Origin of the sequence: Sphingomonas sp. IC-56, assembly GCF_021043375.1 — a bacterium.
GTDB lineage: Bacteria > Pseudomonadota > Alphaproteobacteria > Sphingomonadales > Sphingomonadaceae > Sphingomonas.
The window spans coordinates 115,336-132,022 of record NZ_JAJNDV010000010.1; the positions used below are offsets into that span (position 1 = coordinate 115,336).

Annotated in this window: 12 protein-coding genes; 6 read left to right on the forward strand and 6 right to left on the reverse strand. The window is 66.4% G+C overall.

Going from position 1 to position 16,687, the window contains the following annotated elements; translation table 11 throughout:
- The first annotated feature begins 12 nt into the window (after window positions 1–12).
- Window positions 13–2,100 (forward strand): type II secretion system secretin GspD, encoded by a 2,088-nt coding sequence (gspD, locus tag LQ953_RS13840; protein WP_231031495.1) that lies wholly within the window; start codon window positions 13–15, stop codon window positions 2,098–2,100.
- Window positions 2,101–2,104: 4 nt separating this feature from the next.
- Here gspD and LQ953_RS13845 read toward each other — a convergent pair whose 3' ends face one another.
- The 3 genes from LQ953_RS13845 to LQ953_RS13855 are packed head-to-tail and all read right to left on the reverse strand — an operon-like array spanning window position 2,105 to window position 3,521.
- The gene (locus LQ953_RS13845; RefSeq protein ID WP_231031496.1) at window positions 2,105–2,521 is read right to left on the reverse strand and encodes a hypothetical protein; all 417 of its coding nucleotides are present in this window, start codon (window positions 2,519–2,521) and stop codon (window positions 2,105–2,107) included.
- Window positions 2,518–2,979 (reverse strand): hypothetical protein, encoded by a 462-nt coding sequence (locus tag LQ953_RS13850; protein WP_231031497.1) that lies wholly within the window; start codon window positions 2,977–2,979, stop codon window positions 2,518–2,520. The genes LQ953_RS13845 and LQ953_RS13850 overlap by 4 nt, the downstream gene beginning before the upstream one ends.
- Complete coding sequence (locus LQ953_RS13855) at window positions 2,976–3,521, reverse strand: hypothetical protein (RefSeq protein ID WP_231031498.1); 546 nt, start codon at window positions 3,519–3,521, stop codon at window positions 2,976–2,978. Before LQ953_RS13855 ends, LQ953_RS13850 begins: the two co-directional genes overlap by 4 nt.
- A 164-nt stretch (window positions 3,522–3,685) precedes the next feature.
- Here LQ953_RS13855 and LQ953_RS13860 point away from each other — a divergent pair, with 164 nt between their 5' ends.
- Entirely contained in the window at window positions 3,686–6,145 is a 2,460-nt protein-coding gene (locus LQ953_RS13860) for a PhoX family protein (RefSeq protein WP_231031499.1), read from the forward strand.
- A 153-nt stretch (window positions 6,146–6,298) separates the two neighbouring features.
- Here the strand turns inward: LQ953_RS13860 and LQ953_RS13865 are convergent, their stop codons facing one another.
- The 3 genes from LQ953_RS13865 to LQ953_RS13875 all read right to left on the reverse strand — a co-directional run bounded on the left by LQ953_RS13865 (window position 6,299) and on the right by LQ953_RS13875 (window position 9,472).
- Entirely contained in the window at window positions 6,299–6,646 is a 348-nt protein-coding gene (locus tag LQ953_RS13865; protein ID WP_231031500.1) for a hypothetical protein, read from the reverse strand.
- 79 nt (window positions 6,647–6,725) lie between these two features.
- Complete coding sequence (locus LQ953_RS13870; RefSeq protein ID WP_231031501.1) at window positions 6,726–8,033, reverse strand: amidohydrolase family protein; 1,308 nt, start codon at window positions 8,031–8,033, stop codon at window positions 6,726–6,728.
- A complete protein-coding gene (locus LQ953_RS13875; RefSeq protein WP_269141493.1) occupies window positions 8,033–9,472 on the reverse strand; it encodes an amidohydrolase in 1,440 nt (479 codons plus the stop codon). The genes LQ953_RS13870 and LQ953_RS13875 overlap by 1 nt, the downstream gene beginning before the upstream one ends.
- A 210-nt stretch (window positions 9,473–9,682) precedes the next feature.
- On the opposite strand from LQ953_RS13875, the gene LQ953_RS13880 reads away from it, so the two are divergent.
- The 4 genes from LQ953_RS13880 to LQ953_RS13895 form a co-directional block, all read left to right on the forward strand.
- On the forward strand, window positions 9,683–12,370 hold the full coding sequence (locus LQ953_RS13880; RefSeq protein WP_231031502.1) for a PAS domain-containing sensor histidine kinase: 2,688 nt from the start codon (window positions 9,683–9,685) through the stop codon (window positions 12,368–12,370).
- The gene (locus LQ953_RS13885; protein ID WP_231031503.1) at window positions 12,367–12,981 is read left to right on the forward strand and encodes a response regulator transcription factor; all 615 of its coding nucleotides are present in this window, start codon (window positions 12,367–12,369) and stop codon (window positions 12,979–12,981) included. The genes LQ953_RS13880 and LQ953_RS13885 overlap by 4 nt, the downstream gene beginning before the upstream one ends.
- Window positions 12,982–13,252: 271 nt before the next feature.
- Window positions 13,253–15,130, forward strand: a complete 1,878-nt coding sequence (locus tag LQ953_RS13890; RefSeq protein WP_231031504.1) for a methyl-accepting chemotaxis protein — start codon at window positions 13,253–13,255, stop codon at window positions 15,128–15,130.
- Between the two features lie 304 nt (window positions 15,131–15,434).
- On the forward strand, window positions 15,435–16,687 hold a 1,253-nt coding region (locus LQ953_RS13895), incomplete at its 3' end, for a methyl-accepting chemotaxis protein (RefSeq protein WP_231031505.1).

Consider the following 16,687-nt stretch of genomic DNA (forward strand, 5'->3'; position numbering starts at 1 on the left):
AGAGAACCGCAAGTGTCCAAGCTTCGCTCCACCCTCGCCGCCCTCGCGCTCGCCGGCACTGCGCTGGATGGCATGGCTGCGGCCGCGCAGACCGTCGAAACCGAAGCCGCCGATGTCGTGATCAACATGCGGGGCGTGGAGATCACCGACGTCGCCGACCAGATTTCGCGCATCACCGGGCGCACGCTGATCCTTGACCCGGCGGTCAAAGGCGCAGTCACCGTCACCTCCGCTACCCCGCTGACCAAGGCGGGCGTGTGGGAGCTGTTCCAGTCGGTGCTGCGCGCCAACGGCTTCTCCGCCGTCCGCTCAGGTCGGGCATGGCGCATCGTCCCTGCCGCCAACGCGGTGCGCGATGGCGGCGTGCCCAGCCGCGCCGCGGGCGGACAGGAACTGGTCACGCGCATGGTGCGCCTGTCCAACGTGCCCTCCGCCGATGTCGCGCGGGTCGTCCGGCCGCTCGTTGCCACCTTTGGCAGCGTCGAGCCCCTGACCGCGCCCAACGCCATCGTCGTCACCGACTATGCCGACAACGTCCGCCGGGTAGAGGCGATCGCTCGCCAGCTGGACGGCGGCAGTGGTCAAAGCTTCGCGACCATCACGCTGCGCAACGGCAATGCCGGCGACGTCGCTCAGTCGCTCCAGGGCGTGCTCGGCGATGCGCAGGGCGGCACCGGCGCGCGCGTTGCGGCCGACGCGCGCAGCAACACCGTCATCATTCGCGGCACGCCCGCGGCAGTCGCTGAAGCGCGCCGCATCGCCATCACGCTCGACCAGCCGGGTGGTGCCACCCCGATCACGCGCATGTTCCGCCTGAACTATGCCGACGCCGAGTCCGTAACGGACGTGCTGCGCGGCGTGCTCGGCCAGGGCGAGAGCGCCGACAATCCCGTGGCGCGCAGCCTGTCGGGCGGCAACTCTAATCCGTTTATGCGCCAGAACCCGTCCCAGATCCTCTCGGCGCTGCCCAACAGTTCGGCAGCGACCAGCGGCGGCATCGGCGCCGCAGCGGCGGCAGGGGGGCTCGGCGGTGGCCTGGGCGTACAGGCACAGCCGCAGATGAGCAGCGAGCCGCAGCAGCGGCCCCAGGGTTTCTCCACCCCCGACCTGACCGTCCAGCCGGCGCCCGAGCTGAACGCCGTGGTGGTGCGCGGCACGCCCGCGGCGATCAACTCGATCGAGGGGCTGATCACAGAATTGGACGTGCGCCGTCCGCAGGTCATCATCGAAGCCGCCATTGCCGAGATTACTGGCGACGATGCCGAGGCGCTGGCGATACAGCTTGGCGCAGCCGGCGCGGCGCTCAACCGCGGTGGAGTAGGCACGTCGTTCGAGGGTGAGACCGGTGGTCCCTCGCTTGGCCGCATCCTCGCCACACTCGGCGTGCCGGGCGCCGCGCTGCTGAGCGGTGGCCTCACCGGCAACCTAGCGGTCAGCGACGACTTCTCGATCTTGGTCCAGGCGCTCGGCGTGTCCACGCGCGCGAACCTGCTGTCGACGCCGCAGATCACCACGCTCGACAACGTCGTGGGCGAGATCGTCGTAGGTCAGAACGTGCCGTTCGTGACCGGCTCGATCCTGACCAATTCGAGTGACGTGAACCCCTACACCACGATCGAGCGCAAGGATGTCGGCATCACCCTGCGCATCCTGCCGCGCGTGAATGCCGGCGACACGATCAGGCTTCAGGTCAACCAGGAGGCATCCTCCATCGCCACCTCTACGGTGTCCGGCGCGTCCGACCTCATCACCAATCGTCGCGCGATCAACACCTCCGTGCTGGCTGACAATGGCGAAACCATCGTGCTCGGCGGGCTGATCAGCGACGATTATCAGGACGCGCGCCGGCAGGTGCCGATCCTGGGCGACATCCCCATTGTCGGCGAGCTGTTCAAGAGCCGGCGTGAGCAGCGCCAAAAGCGCACCCTGTTCATCTTCCTCAAGCCCACGATCCTGCGCGACACCGCCGATGCCAGCGCGGCGACAAGGGATCGCTACAACCGCCTTCGTGCCGACGAGCTGGAAAACAATCGCCGCAACAGCCTGTTGCTCGCCCCGCCGACTCCGCGCCTGACGGTGGAGATCGACGGCATCTACTGAACCCTCAACCGGCAGGCAGCGGGACGCGCGCCCGCTGCGCGCCACGAGTGAAGAACGCCGCGTCGATCGCCAGCGAGGCGAGCTGCCAGCCATCGACGCTTTCGCCGACACGTAGCGTCCGCGTGGCGCCGTCGCCGCCGCGAACCAGCGCCACGGCATCCTCCCCTAGCCGCCCGACGATGCCCACCAGCTGCGGCGCATCCTCGGGCAACGCTGCATCCACCTGCTCGGCGGGCGCAGCAAACAACGGCCGCTCGTACACGGCCTGAAGCACCGGCGGCGCCTCTGCCCCTAGCGGCGGGAGCGCCTGCCCCTCCGGTCCGGCCGCTCCTCGCCCGGCGGGCAGCAGCAGCACCGCGGGCATCAGCAGCGCGAACGCGCCGCCACCCAGCAACGGCCACCAGTGGCGCGGTATGGTCATTGCCATGGCGCCAGGACCTCTCCCGAAAGGCGGATGCCGCCGGCCATTGGCTCCACGCGCCAGCTACGCAACCGCATCAGCGGCCTTTGCCGTTCCAGCGCATCGGCAAAGGCGAGCACTGCCTTTTCCGCACCCGACACCCGCAGGCGCACGGCCGCCAGCCCCTGCGGCATCGGCACCGCCGCAACCGTTTCAACCAGCACCCCGCCGTTGCGCGCCAGCAGGTTCACCCGCCCCAGGATCGCGGCCCGTGCTGCCGCCTCATCGCGTGCCGAACTCGCCAGCCCCGGGGAGACCAGGGCTACCGCCACATCACCCCGCTTCGCTTCCAGGCCAAGCCGTGCGTGAACGGTCTGCGCCGCCCGCAATGTCTCCAGCGCGTCGGATGACAGCGGGCTCAGCAGAACCACCGCAGCCGCGCCGCCGGCCACGCCCAGCGCAAGCGACCGGCGGTTCACGTCCCCGCCCCCTGCAACAACACGATCATCGCCGCGTCAGACCTTTGCTGCCCCACTTCGCGCAGCCCCGACAATGCAGGCACCCGGCGGAGGGCGGCGCGCAGCGCGTCGGGATCGGGCGTGCGCAACGCCAGTTGCAGCGTGCCGTCGGCACCCCGTTCGGCCCGAACAACGCTGGCGTCCTTGGGCAGTCCGCGGGCAAGCGCCTCAAAGGTGGCGCCCAGCGTCGCACGGCTGATCACCGGCGACAGCAGGTCGCGCGCCTGCTCGGCCGAGGCGCGCCGGGCAAGCCGCGGCGCAAGCTGCGCCTCCAGCCGCTCCGCCTGCCCGCGCTCTTGTACGGCAAGCATCTGCGCGCCGGCGATCGTCAGCACCGGCCCCATAGCGATCAGCCCCGCCAGCAGCGCCGCTTCGCGCCACTGCCCCGATGCCTTCGCCCCGGCAGGCGCACGCCCAGCGCCGCGCGCAGATCGAAACAGCTTCGCCGTCAGGCTTTCGCCCGGTGGTGGCACGTCTTCCTTGTCAGGCTCGCCGGCTCGCATGGCGCGCCGCTTACGCCCTCCGCCGCCCCAGCGCAAAGCGTCACATTGCGGTCACCAACTCGTCACGCGAGCGCAACCGGTTTCACATCACCGCGTAATTTCACCCTCTCAAGAGCGCCCTAGTCCGGGTCGCGATGACTCCGGCGTCCTGGGGGACCGATTCCATGAACGACCTTACCGAGACGGGCTTTGGCTATACCGATGGCGACGTCGACACCAACACCAGCACCGCCGTCAGCCTGAACGAACTGGCCGAGCGCCGCCTCTCGCGCCGCCAGACGCTGCGCGGCGGATCGGCGATCGTCGCTGCGACCCTTGGCGGCTCCGTGCTCGCGGCCTGCGACAGCACCGAGCAGAACGACAGCGACAACAACACGCCGCCGACCGTCAACGCCGGGGCGGCGATCAGCACCAGCGCCGGCCGCCTGGTCACGCTGAACGGCGACGCGACCGACGACAAGGGCGTCGAAGCGCTATCCTGGACGCAGACCGCCGGCCCCACCGTGTCGCTGACCAACCCCACCAGCAAGAACCCAACCTTTATCGCGCCAGCGGTAAGCGCCGCGACGACCTTCACCTTCCAGCTCGCCGCCGCCGATGCCCAGGGCCGCAGCGCCACCGGCATCGCGACCGTCACCGTCAATCCCGCGACGCTCGGCTTCACCGCCGTGCCCAAGAGCTTGGCCGACGTGGTGTCGATCCCAGAGGGCTATACGCTGCAGGTCATCAATCGACTGGGCGATCCGATTGCCGCCAACGTGCCCGCGTACAAGAATGACGGCACCGACACGAACTTCGCGCAGCGCATCGGCGATCATCACGACGCGCTTCAGTGGTTCGGGCTCAACAGCTCGGGCACGCGCGACCCGAACAGCTCGACCCGCGGCCTCATGGTGCAGAACCATGAGAACATCACCCAGAAGTATCTGCACGCTAACGGCGCCACCACCGGTGCAAACCGCCTCGAAAGCGAAGCGATCAAGGAGATCGAAGCGCACGGCGTCAGCATCACCGAACTCACTGAAGGCGCAAACCGCGCCTGGACCATGGTGCAGGCCAGCAGCTTCAACCGCCGCATCACCCCGAACACCCCGATGGCGCTCTATGGCCCCGCACGCGGTTCGGACCTGCTCAAGACTGCCTATTCGCCCGACGGCACCAGCGGCCGCGGCACGATCAACAATTGCGCCAACGGCATCACTGCCTGGGGCACGTTGCTGACCTGTGAAGAGAACTGGGCCGGCTATTTCCGCCGGACCGGCGATGTCACCCGCTCGGCCAAGGAAACCGCATCCTTCGCCCGCTACGGCATCTCCGCCACGGCGAACGGCAGCTATGGCTGGGCCACCGTCGTGGCGAGCGATCCCACCGACACCCGCTTCCGCCGCTGGGATATCCGCGCGACCGGCAGCTCGGCCACGACCGACTTCCGCAACGAAGCCAACCAATATGGCTGGGTGGTCGAAATCGACCCCTACAATCCGAACTCGACCCCGCGAAAGCGCACTGCGCTCGGGCGCTTCGGCCATGAAGGCGCGTGGCCGGGCAAGTTCGCCGCCGGCAGGAAGCCTGCCTGGTACATGGGGGACGATTCCGGCATCGAGCATCTCTACAAGTTCGTCTCGGCGACCGCCTGGGCCGAAGCCGATGCCAATGCGACCGACCGTTTGGCGATGGGTGACAAGTATCTGGACCGCGGCACGCTCTACGTCGCCCGGTTCAATGCCGACGGCACCGGCATCTGGCTGCCGCTGGTCTATGGCCAGAACGGCATCGACTCGTCGAACGCAGCCTATCCGTTCGCGGACCAGGCCGATGTGCTGGTGAACACCCGCCTCGCCGCCAGCGTGGTCGGCGCCACGCCGATGGACCGACCGGAATGGACCGCAGTCAACCCGGTGACCGGCGAAGTGTATCTGACCCTCACCAACAACAGCGGCCGCACCGCCGCAGCGGTCGACGCCGCCAATCCGCGCTCCTACTCCGATCCCAAGATCACTGGCGGCGCCAGCAACGGCAATGCCAATGGCCACATCATCCGCCTGCGCGAGGATGGCGACACCACCGAAGCCACTGCGTTCAAATGGGACATCTACCTGTTCGGTGCGGGTTCGGATCTCGATCCAGCCAACATCAACGTGTCGGGCCTGACCGCTGACCAGGACTTCTCAAGCCCGGACGGCATGGCGTTTGCGCGCAGCACCAGCGTCGCCGGCCAGGTCAAGCCGCTGCTGTGGTTCCAGACCGACGACGGCGCCTACACCGACGTCACCAACTGCATGATGCTCGCCGCACTTCCGGGCAGCGTCGGCGACGGCGGCGCGCGCACCATCACCAGCGGCACCCGCACCCAGGCCACTCGCGTAGGCGCAGCCCCCACCGCCGCGACGCTGAAGCGCTTTCTGGTCGGCCCCAAGGACTGCGAGATCACCGGCCTGGACACCACCCCGGACGGCCGCACGCTGTTCGTCGGCATTCAGCACCCCGGCGATGGCGGCACGGTCGCCGCGCCGTCAGGCCACTGGCCGTACAGCCAGGCCACCGGCACCGCCGATGCTTCGGTGCGCCCGCGCTCGGCCACGGTGGTGATCACCAAGAACGACGGCGGGGTGATCGGGCTCTAAGGCTCGCAATCCCGCTAGACCAAGGAGGGAGGTTCCGGGCGGAACCTCCCTTCGTCTTACGGGCCACAAGGAACACTCTCCAACTCCCGCAGCCGACCGTTCCGAAGCTGACCTTGGCTACCAAGCCGCAATAGCGCAGCGACCCGCCGCCGCTTACCGGTCCGAACGGCTGACGATGTTCGCGGTGCCGTCTGGTGTGATCGTGATCATGTGGCTGCCGCCGCCCGAACAGTTCGCGCGCCATAGCGGCCGGCCGTCCTGGTCCTCCATCCGCTGCGACGTTTTCACCGCCTGACAGGGCAGCTTCGCGTCTAGGATGGCGCGGATGAATACCACGTTGCGCTCGCGGTCGGACAGCGCGGCCACCCGCTGGCCGATATCCTCGCCCGAGGCATTGGCGGTCCAGTTGGCCGACGCGTTCGCCGGCGCCGCTGGTTCGTCCGTCTCCTGGCACCCGGCCAGCGCTAGCGCAGCCCCGGCCATCCATAGCAATTGCTTCATGTCATTCCTCCGATGGCGTGAACGGGCAATGCTGAAGGCGTCGCCAAGTTCCGGGCGAGCCAGGCCCGCCCGGACAGGATCAATGCTCATACGCCTTGGGCAGCGCGCCCTCGCGCGGGTTCCAATAGCGCTGGCGCAGCCGCGTCTGGCGGCTGGTCATCGGCTGCTCGATGCCGTCGATGAACACCTGCGCCGCCGAACTGCCCAGTTCCAGCGGATCGCCGTCCCAGATCACCACATCGCCGCGCCGGCCGCTACGCAGCGAGCCAAACTCGTCGCCCATGCCCAGCGCCTCGGCAGTGCGCGACGAGATGGCGGCGAACGCCTCGCCCCAGCTAAGCCCGCTCGCGCCCGGGATCTTCCTCAGCGCGACCAGATTGCCGGCATATTGCTTTTCCCAACGCGCCTGGCGCGCCTCGTCCTGGTTGATCGTGCCGATGCCGACCAGCACGCCAGCTGCCTTCATCCGGCCGATATTGGACTGCGTCGCCGCCAGCTGCTCGAACGAAGACGGTAGGTCTGCGACTGCCGAGGCGATCACCGGCACGCCCGCCGCGGCAATCTCCCGCGCCACGGTCCAGCCCTCGGTCGCGCCCACCAGCACCAACTTCAGGCCCGGCACTTCGCGCTTGAGCTGAAGCAGCACCAGAATGTCCGACGCCCGCTCGACATGCGCGAGCAGCGGCGTGCGCCCCTGCACCACCGGCACCAGCGCCTCAGCGTCAGCGCGGGTCAGCAGCGCTTCCTTGCCGCGCGCGTTGAAGCCCGCCGGGCTGCGGATATAGTCGCGCACTTCGAACAACGTGTTCTTGAGCAGCGCATAGGCCGCCGACCGGCTGCCGCCTGCCGCGCGGGCACCCGCCTCGCCCCATTCCATGAACTGGAACGCACGCGGTTTGGTGACGGCGTCCATGTCGGCGCCGGTGTCGATCACCGCACCCTGCCCTGCAAAGATCGATCCGCTGCTATTGTCCGGCGCCACCACTGCGCGGGTGACGCCTTCCAGCCGGTTGATCGCGAGCGGCGTGCTCTTGGGGTTCACCGCCGGCGCGACGTCCAGCGCGGCGTCGAAGGGCGAACTGCCCGCGCTGGTGTCGTTGGTCGCTTCGACGCCGTCCACTTCGACGATACCCATGCGCGTGAAGCCCGCGAAGATGCCGGGCGATACCCAGCGCCCGCCAGCATCGACCACCCGAACGCCTGCAGGTACGGCCACGCCCGCACCGGCGGCAACGACGCGCCCGCCGCGCACCACGACAGTGCCGCCCTCGACGGGTGCGGAGCCGTCGCCGACGACCAGCTTGGCGTTGGTAATGGCGATGTCCTGCGCCTGGGCAGGCGCCGCAAGGCCGATCACGGCAGCGGCGGAGAGAAGCAGCGCCTTCATCACTTCACATCCCCTTCGCCGGGCTGGCCCAGTTCGAAGTCCGACACCGGACGGAGCTTCGGATTGTTCGCGTCGTACAGCAGCGCACCGTCGACCCACACCATCTGCGGCCGCGTGTACACGCTGAACGGATTGCCGTTCCACAGCACCACGTCCGCCATCTTGCCCGCCTTCAGGCTGCCGGTACGGTCGTCGATGCCCAGCGCCTTGGCCGGGTTGATCGCCAGCCAGCGCCAAGCCTGCGCTTCGGAGATGTCATAGCCCGCCTTGATCCCGGCCATGCGCGCCTTGGCAACTTCCTGGTTCAGGCGCTGGATGCCGTTCTCGTCATCCGAATGGATCATCGCGCAGGTGCCTTGCTTCTCAAGGATGGCAAGGTTCTCGTTGACCGCGTCATAGGCTTCCATCTTGAAGCCATACCAATCGGCCCACACCGCCGCGCAGGCGCCGTTTTCCTTGAGCAAGTCGGCGATCTTGTACGCTTCCACGGCATGGTGGAACGCCGTCACCTTGTACCCGAACTCCTTTGCCATATCCATGACATTGGCCATCTCGTCGGCGCGGTAGCAGTGGTTCTGGATCAGGATTTCACCGTCCAGCACCCCGCGCAGCGTGTCCATCGCGATGTCGCGTCCGGGCGCCTCGCCGCCCTTGTCCTCATATTTGTCCCAGCGGCGCTTATACTCGGCCGCCTTGGCCCAGGTCTGGCGGTCCACCGCGATGTTGCCCATCCGCGTCGCCGGCTGGCGTCCCTTCGAGCCATAGACCCGCTTGGGGTTCTCGCCGCACGCCATCTTCAGGCCGTAGGGCGCGCCGGGGAACTTCATCCCCTGCATGGTGCGGGCATAGACGTTCTTGAGCACCACCGAACGCCCGCCGAACAGGTTGGCCGAACCAGGCAGGATCTGCAGCGTGGTGACGCCGCCATTGGTTAGTGCGCGGCTGAAACCGGGGTCCTGCGGCCAGACGCTATGCTCAGCCCAGACATCGGCCGTGACGGGGGAAGTCGCCTCGTTGCCGTCGGAGAGCGCCGGAACGCCTGGCGAGGGATAGTCGCCCAGATGGCTGTGGATGTCGATCACGCCAGGGGTCAGGTACTTGCCCTGTCCGTCGATCACCGTGACGTCGGCGTCGCGGGCAAGGTTCTGGCCTACGCCCACGATCTTGCCGTCCCGGAACAGCACCGAGCCACCCTCGATCCGTCCGCCCTCGCCGTCCAGGATCGTGACGTTGGTCACCAACGTCGCCGCGCCCGGATAAGCATGGTAGGTCGAGGGATAGGGGTCGTGCGAATAGCCCTTGCCCCGGCCCGGAGCCGACGCGTCGGACGAAGCATCGCTGCCCGCGGTCTTGGTACCACCTGCGCCTTGACTGGTGCAGCCTGCCGTGAGGGCGACAAGCCCAGCGGCCACCCCTGCCGTTAGGATCGATCGGATCAAGCGAAACTCCCTGCCCTGTTGCGGCGCTTTCTAGCGCTCGACCAACTGATCGCCGGGACGGGCAAGTTTTGCAAGGGCGGCACGCCTTGCGCTGCACCATGGACTTACTGGGGCAAAGGAAATGTTCGTGGTAGTTTATCGGGCCCTCGAACAATGCTAAGGCGTTGAGGAAGAGTCCATGTCTTTGTCCGGCGGCAATGGAAATGTGTGTTGAGTAACGAGCTGCTGGGAGAAGGTGTTCGCTCGCGAACGGCAACCTATATTGCCGCTGCGCTGGTCTTTGCCTCTCTGCTTACCACCCTGATTTCGTTATCGGGTTGGATATTCGATATTGCGCAATTACGCGATTTCGGCGGCGGCCGTCCGGTATGGCCGCTCGGCGCAATCGCGTTCGGCTTTGTCTCGGTGGGGCTACTGCTGGCCATCTTCAACCGTCCGCGACTCGCCTGCTGTTGCTGGGCGGTGACCGCCGCTATTGCCGGGGCAGCGATCGTCGACGCCACGACTTCGCTCGACCTGGGATTGCGGGACGTCCTTTTCCCTACGCTGGTGCACAAATATGGGTACTTCAGCCGCACCGCGCCCTCGGCTTCGATAGGCCCCACCTTGCTGCTGCTGTTCGCCGGGATCGGCGTCGGCATCGTTGCCCGGCGCAGGCTCCCACCCGAAGCAGGCAGCCTGCTTGCCGGCGCCAGCCTGGGCATGGCGCTCGCCACGGGCCTGCTGGTCTGGCTGGCGATCGCCGGCTGGGGCAAAGCGCGTCTTTCCGTTCCCACCATGGTCGTCGGGTATTTCCTTTCGATCGCGCTCATCGTCCTGCACAGCGGCGTCGGCTGGATCCGCACCTTGTCCAGGCCTGGGCCCGAACGGCAGGCGCTACGCCTGCTGATCCCGGCAGTCAGCGTGCTGCCGGTTGCGCCCTCGGTCGTCGAACTGGTGGTGATGCAGCTGGGATTGCTCCACCCATTTGCGACCCAGCTGCTGGTGGTGGGCTGCAACATCGTGATCGTCGCGCTGGTCACCTACTGGGCGGTAAATCGCGTCGCCCGCGAACAGGGTGCATCCACCGAGCTTACGCAGGCGCTGGACGCGACCACCGTCGTGCTGGCCGAGCCCGACGGCACCATCACGCACTGGTCGCGTGGCTGCCAGCGCCTGTTCGGCTGGACCGAGGCGGAAGCACGGGGGCAAAACCGCTACGTCCTGCTGCGCAGCGCGTGCGCGCTCGGCACACCCGAAACGGACCCGAGCGTTCGCGAGATGCTGGAAGTCTGCAAGGATGGGCGTCAGATCCACGCCATCGAACGCGTGCTTCGCATCGAACAAGCCGGGCGTCCGCCCTGCATCGTCCATAGCCTGACCGACATTACCCAGCACGTCGCCGCCACTGAGGCACTGCGCGCGAGCGAGGAACGGCTGGCGCTCGCCACCGCCGTTCATGGGGTGAGTGTGTTCGAAGGGGATTATGCCACTGGCCAGATCGCGTGGTCGCCCGGCGCCGAGGAGCGCCTCGGCCTCCAGCGCGGCAGCCTGGACACACTGGACATGTGGCGCGAACAGATCGTTCCCGGAGATCTGGCGGACGCACGCGAGAACCACCTGCGGGCGCTGCGCGAACATGCCGACAAGGTCAGCTTCCGCCACCGCCTGCTGCAAAGGGATGGCGGCGAGCGCGTGGTCGAAGGGTCGTTCCGTCTCTTCTACGATGTCGCCGGCAAGCCTCTGCGCAGCATCGGCGTCGTGGTCGACGTGACCGAGCGCGACGAGCGCGAGACGGCGCTACGCAGCCGGGAGGCGCAGTTGCGCTCCGTGCTTGAGACCGTGCCCGACGCGATGATCGTGGTCGACGAATGTGGCGTCGTCCGGCAGTTCAGCACGACCGCGGAGAAGCTGTGGGGCTATCGCGCGGACGAAGTGATCGGCAAGCCCGAGACCATGCTACTGCCCGAGCATCTGCGCGAAGTGCACCAGGCGGTGCTGCGCCGCTTCCTGCAGCATGGCGAAGGCGCCATCGGCGAGATCAACGTCAGCACCGCCCAGGCCGCCGACGGACGGCGCTTCCCCATCGAGATCCGCACGGGCGTGGCGCGCATCGACGAGCAGTTCCTGCTGACCATGTTCGTCCGCGACATCAGCGAGCAGCTGGAAACCGAAGAGCGCATGAGCGACCTCAGCGCCGATATCGCCCATGTCTCGCGGCAGAGCGCCATGAGCGAACTGGCCGCCGACCTGGCGCACGAACTCAACCAACCGCTCAGCGCGACTTCCAATTACCTGTCCGCCGCGCGCATGCTGCTGGAACGCGGCGATACGTCCGAACGGGCCATCGAGCTGCTGCGCTCGGCCGTCGACCAGACCCAGCGCGCGGGTGAGATCATCCGGCGCCTGCGCGCCTTCATGGCGCGCGGCGAAGTGGAAATGCGGGCTGAATCGGTCGAACGCACCGTGCGCGACGCCGCCGATCTGGTCCAGGTCGGCACCGCGCACTTCAACATCCGCATGGCGTTTCAGCTCGATCCCGAAGTCCGGTTCGTCTTTGCCGACCGCATCCAGGTACAGCAAGTGCTGGTCAACTTGATCCGCAATGCGATGCAGGCGCTGCGCAACAGCGACCGGCCGGACCGCCTCGTGACCATCAGTTCGCGCAAGTTGGACGATCAAATGGTCGAAATAGCCGTTGCCGACAATGGCCCCGGCATACCTACGCAGATACTGGAAAACATGTTCACCCGCTTCACCACCACAAAGGGCGGGCGCGGCGGAATGGGTATTGGACTTTCGATAAGCAAGCGTATCATCGAAGCCCATGGGGGTGCCCTCAGCGCCGCCAACCAAGCCGAAGGAGGAGCAGTTTTCCGTTTCACGCTGCCAATGATCGAAGGGGGTCACGATCAATGACGAGAACAGTATATATCGTGGACGACGACGATGCCGTCCGCTCATCGCTTCATACTTTGCTTTCCATTCGCAATGATCTGCTGATTCGCAGCTACCGTTCGGGGGACGCCTTTCTTCAGGAAGTGAACGATCTCGATCCGGGGGTTCTCCTGCTCGACTTTCACATGCCCGGGGCAACCGGACTCGATGTTCTGGTCACCTTGAACAAGAACCCGAAATTCGTCTCCATCGTGCTGACCGGCCAGGGCAATGTCGGCCTGGCGGTACAGGCGATGAAGGCCGGCGCGCTCGATTTCGTCGAAAAGCCCTATGAGGCCGAAGTGCTGATGCAGTTGGTCGACACTGCCTTTGCTCGTCTGGAGCAGGGCAGCGAAGCCGCCGCCCGCGTCAACGCCGCCGAGACAAAGATCGCCAAGCTGTCGCCGCGTGAAACCGACGTGCTCAAGGGTCTGATCGAAGGGCGCTCGAACAAGATCATCGCCTATGAACTCGACATCAGCCCGCGCACGGTGGAAATCTATCGCGCCAATCTGATGGAAAAGCTCGAGGTACGCAGCTTGTCCGAAGCGCTCCGCATCGCCTTCGCGGCCGGTCTATTCCCGAATAGCTGAACAACACGCCCTCTCCCGCTGCTCGCAGGGGGAGAGGGCGCATCGTTAAAGCATTCTGCTGGCGCGCATCAGCGAGACTGGCGCGCTATTCAGTGGCATGGGGCCCAAGTCCTTGTGCTCCGGCGACGAGCTTGTCGGCGCCCTAAGTAAGACTGCGTATAACCCCCGCCGCCCGCAAATTTCCTCTAAAATACAAACATGTATTCAGGTGCAGTCCGTGCCTGGGAGTGGGTGCGCCTGGCAACTTGGCCTTGTCCGGGGGGAGCTATAGATGAAGACCATCGAGAACTTGAAGATCTCTACCAAGATTTTGGCGATGATGCTGGTCTTGGGTCTGTTGAGCGTAGCAATCGCGTTTACCGGATCCAACGCCATGCGAACGGTGGACGCAGACTATTCGGTCCTTACCGATACGGCGCTGCCGAACAATCTGAAGCTGGCGCGGGTCAATCGGCGCCTGACCGAGATGGCGTACGCTGCCTATCGAACCATGGCGTATGACGGCAACAGCGCCGAAGCGCGGGCAGCTTCGGAGAGCGAGCAGGCAGCGTATCAGCAAGCACTCGATCAGTTGAAGGAAGTCCGCGAGAGCGAGCCTGCGCTCGCAGCACGTGTCGATACTTTGAAGGCTTCGCTGGACGACGTCCACGGCAAGGCGCGCCAGGCAATCGCTTTTGGCATGCGCAATGACGATGCCAACGCAAAAGCTACGATGACCGAGGTCGACAAGCGCGTCGCCGATCTGGGCAAGGACATGAAGGCGTTCAACGACCACCGCGTCGCCGAGGCAGAACAAGGATCGGCAGCACTGACCGCTCAGATCAGTTCGGCCTCGTCCTCGATGCTGCTCATGAGCGTGATCGGCACGATCGCCGTGCTGGGTGTTGGTCTGTGGCTGATCCGGCGCACTATCTCCATGCCAGTGAAGCAGTTGAGCGATACGATGCGAGCGCTGGCCGCGGGCAACAATCGCGTCGACGTGGCTGGTACGGATCGCCGCGACGAAATCGGCGACATGGCAAAGGCCGTGCTGGTGTTCCGCGAAGGGGCCGTGGCAAAGGAAAAAGCCGACATCGAGAAGACCGCTGCCGATGCCGAGCAGAAGTTGGTTGTCGACACCCTCGCCGCCGCGCTTGGCCAGATGTCGCAAGGTGATCTGACCGGCGACATTCGCACCGAGTTCACCGGCGGCTATGCCGAACTGAAGACCAACTTCAACGGAGCGCTGAGCAGCCTTCGCACGCTGATCGGCTCGGTAACCGAAAGCGCAGCCGCCATCCGCACGGGGTCGGGCGAAATCGCCCAGGCGTCCGAGGATCTTGCCCGCCGCACCGAAGCAAACGCGGCTAGCTTGGAAGAAACCTCCGCTGCCGTGACGCAGATGGACGGCCGCCTGAAGGCGACCGCCGACGCGGCAAATCGCACCGTGGTTCGCGCCGATGGCGCGATCTCGACGGTCGAAGGCGGCCGTACCATCGCCGACGAGGCCGTACAGGCGATGGCCCGCGTTGCCGACGGTGCAAAGGGCATCGACAGCGTCATCGAAGGCCTCGACAAGATCGCCTTCCAGACTCGCGTGCTCGCCATGAACGCCGCCGTCGAAGCCGGCCGTGCCGGCGAAGCGGGCCGCGGCTTCGCGGTCGTCGCCGACCTGGTTTCGGCGCTCGCCATGCGCTCGGAAGAAGAAGCTGCCCGTGCCCGCGACCAGCTGACCGCCACCCAGACCGACATCGTCTCGGCCGTGGAAATGGTCCAGAAGGTCGATGGCGCCCTCGCGAACATCTCAGGCGACGTCGCCGAAGTCCACAGCCTGCTTGGCCAGATGGCCGCCGACAACCAGGCGCAGTCCACGGCGATCACGCAGATCAGCGTCGCGATCGGCACCATGGATCAGTCCACGCAGCAGAACGCTGCAATGGTGGAGGAAACCTCCGCTGCGGCACGCAACCTGTCGAGCGAAGTGTCCGCCCTCGCCGAACAGGCTGCCAAGTTCGACGTCGGCGTCGCGACGCCAAAGTCGTTCCGCCCCGCCGCGGCACCCAGTGCCCGCCCTGCTGCGCCCGTTGCGCCTGCTGCGTACCGTTCGCCGGTGAAGCCGCTGCCGGCCTCGATCAGCCCGGCCTCGGACGACGACTGGACGTCCTTCTAACCCTTACATCCAATGACGGCACAAGGGGCGTCGCGGTCATCCGCGGCGCCCTTTTTGCTGCCAAGCAGGGGGTCGGCAGCACCGCTCATGATCGGAAACAATATGTTTCAGTTATTTTTCCGGGCCGACAACCTGTTGAATAAGAACGGCTAACGGCCTTCCGTGCACGCGCCGTCGGCAGCATTGGCCTCCGTACAAACCCGTAACGCAGGACATCGACCTATAATGCGGCATCGCCTCGCCCAGCGGCAGCTTGATCCAGATCATGTGCCGCATCGATGCGCGAGCAAGAAGGAAGATCGAAATGCACTGGTTTCAAGCCATCGCGCCAATCCGGCAGAAGACGCTCGTCGCGTTCGGGACGATGATCGCCTTCATGGCGGCAATTCAGGGGCTGAGCTTCTTGGGCTGGACCGGCCAGGCGATCAGTTTCGGGCTGATCCTGACCGCCATCTACCTCGCCCAGCGCTTCCGCACCGCCATCTGCGACCCTTATGTCACCACCGTGGTGCGCATGGAGGGGCTCGCCGCCGGCGACCTCACCAGCCCGATCCTGTTCACCGAGTATCAGGATTGCGTCGGCAGGCTGAGCCGCGGGATGGTCACCTTCCGTGACGCCGCCGTTGCACAGAGCCGGTCGGGCGAGGAGCAGGCCGAAGTGGTCCGCATTCTGGGCGAAAGCCTGTCGCGCCTCACCAATGGCGATCTGACCGCGGATGTCACCGCCGACGTGCCCCCCGCCTATGCCGAGCTCAAGGCGAACTTCAACGAAGCGCTCGCCAGTTTGCGCACCCTGATCGGCTCGGTCGCGGAGAGCGCGACAGCGATCCGCACCGGCTCGGGCGAGATCGCCCAGGCGTCTGAAGACCTCGCCCGCCGCACCGAGGCGAACGCCGCCAGCCTGGAACAGACCTCCGCTGCCGTCACTCAGATGGACGGACGCCTCAAGGCCACTGCCGAGGCCGCATCCCGCACGGTCGCCCGCGCCGATGGCGCAATCGCCACGGTGGAAGGCGGCCGCGCGGTTGCCGACGAAGCAGTGCAGGCCATGGCCCGCGTTGCCGATGGCGCAAAGGGCATCGACAGCGTCATCGAGGGCCTCGACAAGATCGCTTTCCAAACGCGCGTGCTCGCCATGAACGCCGCCGTCGAAGCCGGCCGTGCCGGCGAAGCGGGCCGCGGCTTCGCGGTCGTCGCCGACCTCGTCTCGGCGCTCGCCATGCGTTCGGAAGAAGAAGCGGCTCGCGCCCGCGACCAGCTGACCGCCACTCAAACCGACATCGTCTCGGCCGTGGAGATGGTGCAGAAGGTCGATGGCGCGCTCGCCAACATCTCGGGCGACGTTGCCGAAGTTCACAGCCTGCTTGGCCAGATGGCCGCCGACAACCAGGCGCAATCCACTGCGATCAGCGAGATCAGCGTGGCGATCGGCACCATGGATCGCTCGACGCAGCAGAACGCAGCCATGGTGGAACAGACCTCCGCCGCCGCCCGCAACCTGACCAGCGAAGTCGAAACCCTCGCCGACAGCGCCGCCAAGTTCGAAATCGGCCAGGC